The organism is Caballeronia eucalypticola (assembly GCF_047608185.1).
GTDB lineage: Bacteria > Pseudomonadota > Gammaproteobacteria > Burkholderiales > Burkholderiaceae > Caballeronia.
Map to the genome: position 1 here is coordinate 1 of NZ_JBLKRU010000014.1, position 12989 is coordinate 12989.

Genomic DNA, 12989 nt, shown 5'->3' on the forward strand with positions numbered 1-12989 from the left:
CTGCCAGGGAGCGCCCAGCGCCGACGCCACCTTCCCATACTGCTGCGACGCTTTTCGCACGATGGCGATATCGATCTCCCCGTCCTCGGCCAGTGCTTTCAGCGCTGCAATCACAATGGATGCACGATCCACCTCGAAGAACTCGCGCAGTGCCTGACGCGTGTCGCTGCGACCGAAGCCGTCGGTGCCGAGCGTCACGTAGCGACGCGGCACGTAAGCGCGGATCAGTTCGGGCACGGCGCGTACATAGTCCGTTGCCGCGATCACCGGGCCGCGCGATGCAGACAACATGGTGCTCACATACGGCGCCGGAGCCATCTCGCCGAGACGCGCAAGCCGTTCAGACGCCATGCCGTCGCGCTGCAATTCGGTGAAGCTCGTCACGCTCCATACCGCTGCCTCAATGCCCCAATCGTCGCGCAACATTTTCTGCGCCGCGATGACCTCGACGAGTATCGCGCCGGCGCCGAGCAACTGCACCTGCGCCGTCGCGTCCGGTGCCGTCGCGAGCGGATACATGCCTTTGAGGATGCCCTCGCGCAGGGTCTCGAGGTCGCCGCCGGGCACCGATGGCTGCGCGTAATTCTCGTTCATCACCGTGACGTAATAGAACACGTCGCGTTGGCGCTCGACCATCTCGCGCATGCCTTCGTCGACGATAGCCGCGAGCTCATAAGCAAACGCGGGATCGTAGGCGCGGCAGTTCGGTATCGTCGATGCCACCAGGTGGCTGCTGCCATCCTGATGCTGCAGCCCTTCGCCGCCAAGCGTGGTCTTGCCCGCAGTCGCACCGATCAGGAACCCGCGTGCGCGCTGGTCCGCCGCGGCCCAGATGATGTCGCCAATGCGCTGAAAACCGAACATCGAGTAATAGATGTAGAACGGCAGCATGGGCAAATCGTGCACGCTGTACGACGTCGCCGCGGCAATCCATGACGACATTGCCCCCGCTTCCGAAATGCCCTCTTCAAGAATTTGTCCTTTGGTGTCCTCGCGGTAATAGAGCATGGAACCGAGATCTTCCGGTTCGTACAACTGCCCGAGCGGCGAATAGATGCCGACCTGTCGGAACATGTTCGCCATGCCGAAGGTGCGCGCTTCATCGGCGACCACGGGCACCACGCGAGGGCCCAGCGTTGCATCCTTCATCAGCGTACCGAACATGCGCACGATCGCCATGGTGGTCGACATCTCCTTGCCGGCCGCGTCGATGGCGAACTGGCCCCAGGTTGTCATCGGCGGGACGATCAGCGCCTCCGACGCCACTCTCCGCCTTCTGGGCAGATAACCTCCAAGACCTGCGCGCCGTGCGTGCAGGTACTGCATCTCCGGACTGTCTTCCGCAGGTTTGTAGAATTTGACCGCTTCGACATCGGCGTCCGACAGCGGCAGGCGAAAACGATCGCGGAACGCCTTCAGGTCATCGAAGCCAAGCTTCTTTTGCTGGTGCGTCGTCATCCTGCCCTGACCCGATGTACCCATGCCGAAGCCTTTCATCGTCTTGGCAAGGATCACGGTTGGCTGGCCTCGATGACCCAGCGCCTTCGCGTAAGCCGCGTGCAGTTTGCGCACATCGTGGCCGCCACGGCGCAAGCCGTCGATATCTTCATCGCTCAGATGCGAAGCCAGCGCGGCGAGTTCGGGATTCTGGCCGAAGAAGCGCTCGCGGTTATAACCGCCATCGTTGGCCGAGAAGGTCTGGAACTGGCCATCGACCGTATGGGCGAACGCACGCAGCAACGCGTTCGTCTGATCGCGTGCGAAGAGCGCGTCCCAGTCGGAACCCCACAGGACCTTGATCACGTTCCAGCCCGCGCCAATGAACTGCGCTTCAAGCTCGTCGATAATGCGGCCGTTGCTGCGCACCGGTCCGTCGAGCCGCTGCAGATTGCAGTTGATGACGAACACCAGGTTGTCGAGTTGTTCGCGCGCAGCGAGGGATAACGCGCCAATCGATTCCGGCTCGTCCATCTCGCCATCGCCAAAGAAGCCCCACACCTTGCGGTCCTGCGTCTTCGCAAGGCCGCGGTTTTGCAGGTAACGCATGAAGCGCGCTTGATAGATCGAGTTGATCGGACCGATGCCCATCGAGCCCGTGGGGAACTGCCAGAAGTCCGGCATGAGCCACGGATGCGGATACGAACACAGTCCGGGTCCTGCTATCTCCTGCCGGTAATGCTCCAGATGTTCTTCGCTAAGAAAGCCTTCGAGGTACGCGCGGGCATACACACCCGGCGATGAATGCGGCTGGAAATAGACAAGATCGCCACCCGTGCCCACGCCCGCGTCCGGTGCAGCCGCGCGGAAGAAATGATTGAAGCCCACTTCGAAGAGATCGGCTGCGGACGCATAGCTCGCTATGTGACCGCCAAGCTCGCCGTAAGCCTTGTTGGCGCGCACGACCATCGCGAGCGCATTCCAGCGCAACGCGGCGGCGAGCCTTTCCTCGATCTCCAGATTGCCCGGATAACGCAGCTGCTCTGCAACAGGAATGGTGTTGATATAAGGCGTGACACGCGCACGTGACGACTCGATACCCAACGAAAGCGCATGCTCCGCGAGGCGGTCATAAAGGTATTGCGCGCGATCCCGGCCGACGTGTTCGGTGACTGCATCCAGCGCCTCAAGCCATTCGGCGGTCTCCTCAGGATCGGTGTCTTCGCGACCTCGGGATATCGACAGAATCTGTTCGCTTCCGCTGGATAAATCAGTCATGGCACGGCTCCGCATTGAATGGGGGAATAGCGTTGGCATTCAATACAGCTTAACTATTACGCCGCAGAATGTGCCTCTGATTTGCTTTTAATCAGGCTCAGGGATAGTGTATTTATTCCGCGTATGCCCATTTCCCCAGAATATTCGAGCTATGACCACATCGCCTAAACGGCTGGACCGCATTGACATCGGCATCCTGAACCAGTTGCAGCAGAATGCGCGCATCACCAATTCGGAACTGGCGCGGGCAGTCAACCTGTCGCAAACGCCTTGTTTCAACCGGGTTCGCGCGCTCGAAAAGCTGGGGCTTTTTAAACAGCAGGTCACGTTGCTGAATCCGGAACCGCTGGGGCTTCGGATCAACGTGTTCATTCAGGTGAGCCTGACGAAACAGGATGAAGACGCGCTGCGGCGTTTTGAAGAAGCGATCGGCGAGCGGCCTGAGGTCATGGAGTGTTACTTGATGACGGGCGACGCGGATTACCTGCTGCGCGTGATGATGCCGGATATCCAGGCACTGCAGCGGTTCATCATTGAACGGCTCACGAAGATACCGGGCATCTCGAACATCCGTTCAAGCTTCGCGCTCAAGCAGGTACGCTATAAGACGGCGCTGCCGCTGCCGCTGTCGGGGTTGACGTTGCATGAACCTGACGAGAATGCCGACGCGGAGTGGAGTTAGCTTCTAATAGTCTGTGGGTTTGGCGTGGAAAGCGTATCGAATGGCATTGACGCCGCAGCGCGTCCGGTTGCCGCTCTCTAAAGTCGGAGGGTCAACCACACCAAGGAGTACATGATGCGCGCTGCAGATATTCTTCCCGATCACCTCAACGAAGCCACGCTAAACGGCATCACCGTCCGCAAAGGCACCGTTGGTGCATTCCTCGCCAATGCGCGAGTCTGGATTGATCCTTTAACGACGGCGAATGAGCGTGCAGCAGCGGAGAACGATATTGTCGATGCCGTCCCCGCATTGCGCGCGCTTGGCGTGTTCGATGTGCTGGAGATTCGTGACGCCGGTTTACGGGCGCTGGTTGACTCGCACTAACGCGTAGCTACCTAAAACCGCGATGTGCCCGCAAGTACATCGCGTTCATCTTCACACTCATTTAATACAATAATAATTCAATTAACTTTCATTTTCTTTAATTCACCCACTTAACCGAAAGCTACCCGATTGATCCGTTGCGCGAAAAGCATCAAACCGCACCGGGGTTAATACCAATTTGGCGGATCGTTGCGAGCATTGAATTAAACAGCGGCGTACACTCCAACCTGCCGACACCAGCCGAGCGCCTTATTCGGCGCGGCGCAGAGAAGGCCTCGGTCACGTCGTCATGGTTGATCAATTACGCGAAATGGGGAGATTACGGTAATGAGCTGGACGCGAGAACAAAGAAACGTGACGATTGCGGCCTATTTAGGCTGGACGCTCGATGCCTTCGATTTCTTTCTAATGGTTTTCATATTGAAAGATATCGCCACTGAATTCAATACGAAGATTCCGGCAGTCGCTTTAGGTATTACGCTGACACTCGCGATGCGGCCTATTGGAGCGCTGATCTTCGGCCGTCTCGCCGATAAATACGGCCGGCGTCCAACGTTAATGGTCAATATCGCCATCTATTCGCTGCTGGAATTGCTGTCGGGTTTCTCGCCGAATCTCTTTACGTTGCTCGTGCTGCGCTCGCTGTTCGGTATTGCAATGGGCGGCGAATGGGGCGTGGGCTCTGCCCTCACCATGGAGACCGTGCCGACCAAAGCGCGCGGCTTCGTCTCGGGCCTTTTGCAAGCGGGTTATCCGAGCGGCTATTTGCTGGCGTCTATTGTGTTCGGCCTCGCGTATCAATACGTCGGCTGGCGCGGTATGTTCTTCATTGGCGTGGCGCCCGCATTACTGGTTTTATATGTGCGCGCACACGTGCCTGAATCGCCGGCATGGAAGGCCATGGAGAAAAAACCACGGCCCGGTTTGCTGAAGACGCTCAAGCAGAACTGGAAGTTGTCCGTCTATGCGATTGTCCTGATGACCGCGTTTAACTTCTTCTCGCATGGCACCCAGGATCTTTATCCGACCTTCCTGCGCGAACAACATCACTTCGATCCGCACACGGTTGCGCTCATCACGATCGTCCTGAATATCGGGGCAATCTGCGGCGGGCTGTTCTTCGGGTCGATGTCGGAGAAAATCGGGCGCCGCTGGGCAATCTTTATTGCCGCGTTGATCGCGCTGCCGGTATTGCCGCTGTGGGCGTTCTCGAGTGGCCCGGTAGCCCTGGCCGCCGGAGCGTTCCTGATGCAGATCTCGGTTCAAGGGGCCTGGGGCGTGATCCCGGTTCACCTGAATGAGATTTCGCCCGACGAAATTCGCGCCACCTTTCCCGGCCTTATTTATCAGTTGGGGAATCTGCTGGCTTCGGTCAATGCCACCATGCAAGCGTCTATCGCCATCAAGAATGGCAATAACTATGGACTTGCCATGGCGCTGGTCGGCGGCACGGTTGCCGTGGTGATCGCGGGGCTTATTTTCTTTAGCCGAGAACGGCGAGGTATCGATATGACCGAATCCGCCAAGCAGGTCGCGGCGACCAGTACGGTTTAAGTATTTTTTATCCGATGGAGACGCGCTCGCGTCTCCATTTTTCCACTCGATTCAACTCTGTTTGCTCCCTCCCCGCGCACGATCGTTCTCTTTCTAGAGAGCACGCTCCATGAAATGGCTTGTGGATACGCCCAAAGCTTTTTATCTTGATTAGAACGCCCGTTTTAATTAAAGGCTTTACTCGACCATTCCCAGAATGTGGACCGCCGCCGCGGTCCCGGAGACGCTAGTGCCAACCCGTTCCACGCTCGCCGCATCTAGCCGCCCATCGAGTCGTCCAACATCGCGCACGGCCGGCGATACGAAAACCCGCTTGCTCGACGCCGCCGAATCGCTGTTCATCGACGCCGGTTACGAAGGCATGTCGATGCGGCTCATCACCGCTCGCGCCGACGCCAACCTTGCCGCCGTGAACTATCACTTCGGCGGCAAGGACGCACTGATCCACGCGATGCTCACGCGCCGGCTCGATGGTCTTAACCAGAATCGCCTGGCCCTGCTCGAACGCTTCCAGTCGTCATTGGGTTCGCAACTCACTTGCGAGCACATCCTCGGCGCACTGTTTATCCCGGCGCTGCAGCAATCGCGCTGCGTCGAGAAAAGCGGCCCTGCTTTGCTGCGCCTGCTCGGCCGCGCTTACACCGATCCGTCGCCGTTCATCCGTAACTTCCTGCGTGGCATTTATGCGGATGTCGCCGAGCGCTTCTTCCATGCGTTTCAAACAGTCCTGCCTCATTTGCCTCGCGAAGAGCTTGGATGGCGGCTGCACTTTTGCATCGGCTCGCTTAGCGGCATTCTGGCCGGCGCCGATACGAGCAGCCTTATCGCCGATTTCACGCAGGGCCAGCGTCTGGAGGACTCGCAATTAATCGCCCGTGTCGCGCTCGTCATGGTGGCCGCGCTCAAAGCGCCCTTGTCTGCGCCAAACGGTGTGTGCCCGTTCGCTTCCATGTTCTTCGAGCGCGAAACGGCATCGGATGGCGCGTTGTGTGCGAGCTCTGTGAACACAAATTCGTTCGCGCTGGATACCGCGTCGCAACATGCCACTGCCTGAATCAAAAACGGTGAGGACGCGCGCGCCGGGAATGTAATGTGCTGAACAATAAGCTGCCGATGCACGCCGCCTCCGTCCCGTTCCAGCGCACACTATCGAACAACAACAGGAGAGGTCGTCATGACAGCCAGCTTCGTGGTCGCACTGTTTATCGTGAGCGGTGCTCTGCTGTATATGCAAGCGCCCGCCGCCGCGTGGCTCGCGTGGACAGTGATCTGGGTGGCTATCGGCTGGTTCGCGGGCGTGACCGGAGCGGTCGTCACCGCGCTCCTTGCGATCGTCTTTGTGCTGCCCGCGCTCGTGCTTGCGATCAAGCCGCTGCGCCGTGCACTACTAACTAAATCCATCTTCGACCTGTTCCGCAAGATCCTGCCCGAGATGTCGCCGACCGAACGCGATGCAATTGAAGCCGGCACGGTCTGGTGGGATGCATCGCTGTTCTCAGGACGTCCAGAATGGGACACGTTGCTCGCGCTCGGCGCACCGGTGCTCACGGCTGAAGAGCGCGCGTTCATCGATACGGAATGCACGCAACTCTGCGATCTCGCGAACGACTGGGAAACGACGGCGGTCTGGCAAGACCTGTCACCACAAACGTGGCAGTTCATCAAGTCGAAGGGCTTCCTCGGCATGATCATCCCGAAGCAGTACGGCGGCAAGCAATTCTCCGCGTACGCGCATTCGCAGGTCATCATGAAAATCGCCACGCGGTGCTCTGCGGCAGCGGTTTCGGTGATGGTGCCCAACTCGCTCGGCCCTGCCGAATTGCTGATGCACTACGGGACTGACGCGCAGAAGAATCACTATCTGCCGCGTCTCGCTCGCGGCGATGAAATCCCCTGCTTCGCGCTGACCAGCCCCTACGCGGGCTCGGACGCGGCTGCGATCCCCGATGTTGGTATCGTTTGCAAGGGCTTGCACGACGGCCGCGAAACGCTCGGCTTTCGCGTGACATGGGAGAAGCGCTACATCACGCTTGGGCCGATCGCCACCGTGCTCGGCCTCGCGTTTCGCGCGCTCGATCCCGATCATTTGCTTGGCGCCAGCGACGAAGCCGGCATCACGTGCGCGCTCATCCCGACGAATCACCCGGGCGTGAATATCGGCCGCCGTCACTGGCCCCTGAACGCGGTGTTCCAGAACGGACCGAACTGGGGCAACGACGTCTTCATCCCGCTCGACTGGGTGATCGGCGGGCGCGAGCAGGTTGGCAACGGCTGGCGCATGCTGATGGAATGTCTCGCAGCAGGACGCGCCATTTCATTGCCCTCATCGAACGTCGGAATGGCGAAGCTGGCCGTGCGCGGCACCGGTGCGTACTCGGCAGTGCGGCGTCAGTTCCGTACCGCCATCGGCAAGTTTGAAGGCGTCCAGGAAGCGCTCGGGCGCATGGGCGGCAACCTGTATGTGATGGACGCGGCACGCCGCTTGTCGGCACAAGGCGTTGATCTTGGCGAGAAACCATCGGTGATTTCGGCGATCGCGAAATATCACATCACCGAGCGCGCGCGCAAAGTAATCAACGACGGCATGGACGTGGTCGCGGGCAAAGGCATCTGCATGGGGCCATCGAATTTCCTGGCGCGCGCTTACCAGCAGGTGCCTATTTCAATCACGGTGGAAGGCGCAAACATCCTCACGCGCTGCCTCATCATCTTTGGTCAAGGCGCGATCCGCTGTCATCCGTATGTGCTCAAAGAGATGACCGCTACGCGCAATGCCGACCGCGCCCAGGGCCTGCGTGATTTTGACAACGCCTTCTTCAGTCACGCGAACTTCACCGCATCGAATGCGGTGCGCAGCTTCGTGTTCGCGCTGGGCGGCAGCGCGCTGATCCCCAAGCCTACCCGGGCCGACGCGCGTCTTGTGCCTTACTATCGCGCGGCCACTCGCCTCGCCACGGCATTCGCGCTGCTCGCGGATGTCTCGATGTTCGTCCTCGGCGGCGAACTAAAGCGGCGCGAACGCCTGTCGGCAAGACTCGGCGATATCCTCTCGCAGCTCTACCTGATCTCGGCCACGCTGAAGCGCTTCGAAGACGACGGCCGTCCTGAAGCCGATCTTCCGCTCGTGCGCTGGGGTGTCGAAGACGCGCTGCATCAAGCGCAAATGGCCTTCGAAGGCGTGCTTGCGAACTATCCGAAGTCGCTGGCGGCAGGCTTCGTGCGCGTGCTCGCGTTTCCATTCGGCATGACGCATCGCGTGCCGCGGGATCGGTTGGGAACGGCTATCGCCGAGTTGATGACCACGCCCAGTGACGCCCGCGAACGTTTGATTGCGGACTCGTACGCGCCGCCCGTGCATATCGATCCGCTTGGTTACGGCGAGCTAATGTTCGCGCTGAGTCCGCGCTACGCCGAGATCGAGCACAAGCTGCGCGATGCGGTCAAAGCAAAGAAAATCCCGCCGATGCCGCAAAACCTGCCCGATCTCGACGCATGGGCGGCGACCTGCGAAATGCAGGGTTTGATCGATGCAAGCGAACGTCAGGTACTCTCCGATTACGCGCGTTACGGCGTGGAAGTCGTCAAGGTCGACGACTTCGGGGCGGATTTCGGTATGCTCGATGCATTGAAGAAACGCCAGGAAGCATTGGCGAACGAACCTGAAGAAATCCACGCTTGAGTTTGTACCAAGCTCATTCAGGCCCCGCTCCCGGGCAAACGCTAAACCGCTTTTCAGGCAGGCATGAAAGATCGTTATCTCGACTTCGTCAATTCCCCTTTCGGCGCGAGCGTTGCGCGTTCTATCGGCTTGCCTCAGCCCGAAGTTCTGCGGCGGCATGCACAAGGCCGCGCGGAATTCGACGGTATAGCCGCAATAGGAGCCGGCCCCTCGCCCACGCTGTTCGAGCCGTTGATTACGCTGCTGACTGCTCTCGGCATGACGAGCGTCGCCCACGAAAGTGCGCTCGGGTCGTGGCTGCCCGTCGCGGCAAAACATAGCGCCATGAGCGGACGCTTCGAACCGCGCTCGGCCGGCGCGCCGCCGAACGACCGCGTTCAAGCGCTGATCTTCGACGCCACGGGTATCACCGACAGCACGCAACTGCATGCGCTTTACGGCTTCTTCCACGATGCAATCCGGTCGGTGGCGAAGAGCGGCCGTATCGTTGTGCTGGGACTGCCACCGCAATCCTGCGCGTCGCCGCGTGCGTGGACCGCGCAACGTGCGCTCGAAGGCATGACGCGTTCGCTCGGCAAGGAGGCGCGTGGCGGCATCTCGTCGAATCTGCTTCAGGTGGAACCGGGCGCCGATATTGAAGGAGCATTACGTTTTCTGCTCTCGCCGCGCTCGGCGTATGTATCGGGGCAAGTCGTGCATATCGATACCACGCCATCCACGCCGCCCGCCGAATGGAACCAGCCGCTCGCGGGCAAACGTGCGCTTGTCACCGGCGCGGCACGCGGGATCGGCGCCGCAATTGCCCAGGTGCTGGCCGATCGCGGCGCGCACGTGCTCGGGCTCGATGTCCCGCAGGCGCAAGACGCGCTCGACCAGACCATGCTCGCGCTGGAGGATGCGTGGCCGTCGCAAGGGGCGCACACGGCGCTCGTCGCGGATATCGCGGCACCCGAGGCGCCCGCGACCATTGCGGCCGCTCTGCTGGCCATGGGCGGTATCGATATCGTCGTACACAACGCCGGCATCACGCGCGACAAGACCATCGCGAAGATGACGGAAGCCGCGTGGGACAGCGTGATCGATGTGAACCTCTCCGCGCAGGAACGCATAGATGACCTGCTGCTCGATCAGAACGTGCTGCATGCGGGCGGGCGGATCATTGGGGTATCGTCGATCAGCGGCATTGCCGGCAATCTCGGTCAGACGAATTACGCGACCTCGAAGGCCGGCGTGATCGGCCGCGTGCAAAGCATGGCCGAAGCGCTGCGCGCGCGGGGCATCACGATCAACGCGGTGGCGCCGGGGTTTATCGAAACGCAGATGACCGCCCGGATTCCGCTCGGACTTCGCGAAGCCGGACGACGCATGAATTCGATGAGCCAGGGCGGCCAGCCCGTGGATGTGGCGGAGACCATCGCGTGGCTCGCCAGTCCTGCGTCCGCCGGCATCACCGGCAACGTGGTGCGCGTGTGCGGACAAAGCCTGATCGGAGCATGACCATGGGCATTCCGCCTCTGTCCAACTCGCCGTCAGGTTCATCCTCAAGCTCGGCACGCATGCGCACGGTGATCCTTGGCGCCCTGCCGCCACCGGCGAAACTTTATGGCCGTGCGTTGCAGGGCATTTTTAAACGGCCCGAAGCGGTCGATCAACTACCGCTGCTGCGCCTCGTTCGTCCAAACGTGGCACTCGATCCCGAACAGATCGGCCGCTATGCACGCGTATGCGGTTTTATCCCCGAGCAAGGCGTGCCTGTCACCTTCCCTCACGTGATGGCGTTCCCGTTGCACCTGATGCTGCTCACCGATCCCGCGTTTCCATGGCCAGCGATGGGTCTCGTGCATGTGTCAAACAGCGTACGCTTGCGGCGCACGCTGCACTCGGGACAGGCGTTGCGCATTGAAGTGGAAAGCGGTGAACTGGTGGCGCACGACAAGGGCCAGGCGTTCACGCTGCATACGCGAATTTATCGAGGCGGTGAGGCGGTCTGGGATGCGGACAGCGTGTATCTGAAGCGCGGCGTTGCGAATCACCATCACGTTTCCATTCCTCAAGCCGACACCACCAAGCCGACGCCGCCCTTGCTGATCCGTGAAGCGCGTTGGCAGCTTCCCGCGCAACTCGGCCGCGATTATGCAAAAGCGTCCGGTGATTTCAACCCGATTCATCTGCACGCCCTTTCGGCGAAAGCGTTCGGCTTCCGGCGCGCCATTGCGCATGGCATGTGGACACTCGGACGCACGCTGGCGGCGTTACAACCGTCAAAGCAACTCGATGCCGCGAATGTGCAGGCAGACTTCAAGTCACCCATCTTCCTGCCAGCCGAAACCACGTTATGGACAGCAGCTTTGTCAGCGACAGGACGCGACTTTGAAGTTCGAGATCTGGTGGGTGAACGCTTGCATCTGCGCGGCCGCTTCGAGTGGAAACTGCCATGATCGCGGCCCGTGTTTTATACCTGATCATACGGCGTTCTAAACAATTTACGCTGACCGAACCCGAGCCTGAAGCGCCCATGGTATCCCTCGACGAGACCTCATCATGACTGTGAGCGCCCTTCCCGCCGTGCGTCGCGTAGCCATTCTCGGCAGCAACCGGATTCCGTTCGCCCGCTCCAATACGGCGTATTCGACGGCATCGAATCAGGACATGCTGACGTTCGCGCTGCAAGGGGTGATCGACCGATACGACCTGCACGGCCTGCGTCTCGGCGAAGTCGCGGCGGGTGCGGTGATCAAGCATTCACGTGACTTCAATCTCACGCGCGAGGCGGTGCTGTCCACCACGCTCGCCCGGGAAACGCCCGCTTACGACGTCAGTCAGGCATGCGGAACGGGCCTTGAAACCGCCATCCTGGTCGCGAACAAGATCGCGCTCGGCCAGATCGATGTGGGTATTGCAGGCGGCGTGGATACCACTTCGGACGCACCCATTGGTGTGAACGAACGGATGCGCAAGATCCTGCTCGAAGCGAACCGCGGCAGGTCCACGGCACAGCGCATGAGCGCGCTGGCGAAGCTGCGGCCCGGCATGTTGCTCAAGCCCATGCTGCCGCGTAACAGCGAACCCCGTACCGGCCTTTCAATGGGCGAACATTGCGAACTGATGGCCAAGCGCTGGAAGATATCGCGCGAGGCGCAGGACGAACTTGCACTCGATAGTCATAGGAAGCTAGCGGCTGCGTACGAGCGCGGTTTTTTCAACGACCTGATGACGCCGTACAAGGGCCTTTCACGCGACAACATCCTGCGGCCGGATCTCACGCCCGAGCGGCTCGCTGCGCTGAAGCCCGTCTTCGACCGCGACGCCGGTACGCTGACGGCCGGTAATTCCACGCCGCTCACCGATGGCGCATCGGCGGTGTTGCTGGCATCGGAAGAATGGGCCGCCGCGCGCAACTTGCCCGTGCTCGCTTATCTCACGCTCTCAGCAACCGCGGCCGTCGATTTCTTCGACAAGAAAGAAGGCCTCCTGATGGCGCCAGCGTACGCGGTCCCGCGATTGCTGCAACGAGCGGGACTGGCGCTGCGGGACTTTGATTTCTACGAGATCCATGAAGCATTCGCCGCACAGGTGTTGTGCACGCTCGCAGCTTGGGAAGACGAGGAATACTGCCGCGCGCAACTCGGCCTGGACGGCCCGTTCGGCTCGATCGAGCGCAGCCGCATGAATATCAACGGAGGGTCGCTGGCAACGGGGCATCCGTTTGCGGCGACCGGCGGACGGATCGTTGGGACGCTTGCGAAGATGCTGGCGATGCCGGCGCAAACGCCCGGCGACTTGCAAACGCGCCGAGGTCTCATCTCGATCTGTGCGGCGGGTGGTCAGGGCGTTGTTGCCATTCTGGAGCGATGACGCAGGTGGCTAAACGAAGATAAACCCCGATAAAACAAAGCGCACTGGAATTTAAGCTCTCCGTGATCCGTTCTAACCTTCTGACGTTCTAACAAACGGAAATTTGTTCGCCGTGAACTGCGCGACGAATACGCAGCC

At 60.4% G+C, this 12989-nt stretch carries 9 protein-coding genes; 8 read left to right on the plus strand and 1 reads right to left on the minus strand.

Annotation, left to right across the window (positions count from 1 at the left end; genetic code table 11):
• Positions 1-2715: alpha-ketoglutarate dehydrogenase (mdeB, locus tag ACMX25_RS17550; protein ID WP_414951278.1), on the minus strand; the 2715-nt coding region annotated here is incomplete at its 3' end.
• 151 nt (positions 2716-2866) lie between these two features.
• Here mdeB and ACMX25_RS17555 point away from each other — a divergent pair.
• The 8 genes from ACMX25_RS17555 to ACMX25_RS17590 all read left to right on the plus strand — a co-directional run bounded on the left by ACMX25_RS17555 (position 2867) and on the right by ACMX25_RS17590 (position 12851).
• The gene (locus tag ACMX25_RS17555) at positions 2867-3397 is read left to right on the plus strand and encodes an Lrp/AsnC family transcriptional regulator (RefSeq protein ID WP_414951279.1); all 531 of its coding nucleotides are present in this window, start codon (positions 2867-2869) and stop codon (positions 3395-3397) included.
• Between the two features lie 114 nt (positions 3398-3511).
• Positions 3512-3763, plus strand: coding sequence for a hypothetical protein (locus ACMX25_RS17560; protein ID WP_414951484.1), 252 nt, complete (start codon positions 3512-3514; stop codon positions 3761-3763).
• A 327-nt stretch (positions 3764-4090) separates the two neighbouring features.
• The gene (locus ACMX25_RS17565) at positions 4091-5317 is read left to right on the plus strand and encodes an MFS transporter (RefSeq protein WP_414951280.1); all 1227 of its coding nucleotides are present in this window, start codon (positions 4091-4093) and stop codon (positions 5315-5317) included.
• A 229-nt stretch (positions 5318-5546) separates the two neighbouring features.
• Entirely contained in the window at positions 5547-6371 is an 825-nt protein-coding gene (locus ACMX25_RS17570) for a TetR/AcrR family transcriptional regulator (RefSeq protein ID WP_414951282.1), read from the plus strand.
• Between the two features lie 120 nt (positions 6372-6491).
• Positions 6492-8996, plus strand: a complete 2505-nt coding sequence (locus ACMX25_RS17575; protein WP_414951284.1) for an acyl-CoA dehydrogenase — start codon at positions 6492-6494, stop codon at positions 8994-8996.
• Positions 8997-9059: 63 nt separating this feature from the next.
• The gene (locus tag ACMX25_RS17580; protein ID WP_414951285.1) at positions 9060-10493 is read left to right on the plus strand and encodes a 3-oxoacyl-ACP reductase; all 1434 of its coding nucleotides are present in this window, start codon (positions 9060-9062) and stop codon (positions 10491-10493) included.
• A gap of 2 nt (positions 10494-10495) precedes the next feature.
• A complete protein-coding gene (locus ACMX25_RS17585) occupies positions 10496-11434 on the plus strand; it encodes a MaoC family dehydratase (protein ID WP_414951286.1) in 939 nt (312 codons plus the stop codon).
• 103 nt (positions 11435-11537) lie between these two features.
• A complete protein-coding gene (locus ACMX25_RS17590) occupies positions 11538-12851 on the plus strand; it encodes an acetyl-CoA C-acetyltransferase (RefSeq protein ID WP_414951287.1) in 1314 nt (437 codons plus the stop codon).
• Positions 12852-12989: the final 138 nt, after the last annotated feature.

Coding starts and splice junctions, on each gene's coding strand:
- ACMX25_RS17560 (WP_414951484.1), top strand. CDS start 3,512: ATGCGCGCTGCAGATATTCTTCCCGATCACCTCAACGAAGCCACGCTA.
- ACMX25_RS17575 (WP_414951284.1), top strand. CDS start 6,492: ATGACAGCCAGCTTCGTGGTCGCACTGTTTATCGTGAGCGGTGCTCTG.
- ACMX25_RS17580 (WP_414951285.1), top strand. CDS start 9,060: ATGAAAGATCGTTATCTCGACTTCGTCAATTCCCCTTTCGGCGCGAGC.
- ACMX25_RS17565 (WP_414951280.1), top strand. CDS start 4,091: ATGAGCTGGACGCGAGAACAAAGAAACGTGACGATTGCGGCCTATTTA.
- ACMX25_RS17590 (WP_414951287.1), top strand. CDS start 11,538: ATGACTGTGAGCGCCCTTCCCGCCGTGCGTCGCGTAGCCATTCTCGGC.
- ACMX25_RS17555 (WP_414951279.1), top strand. CDS start 2,867: ATGACCACATCGCCTAAACGGCTGGACCGCATTGACATCGGCATCCTG.
- ACMX25_RS17585 (WP_414951286.1), top strand. CDS start 10,496: ATGGGCATTCCGCCTCTGTCCAACTCGCCGTCAGGTTCATCCTCAAGC.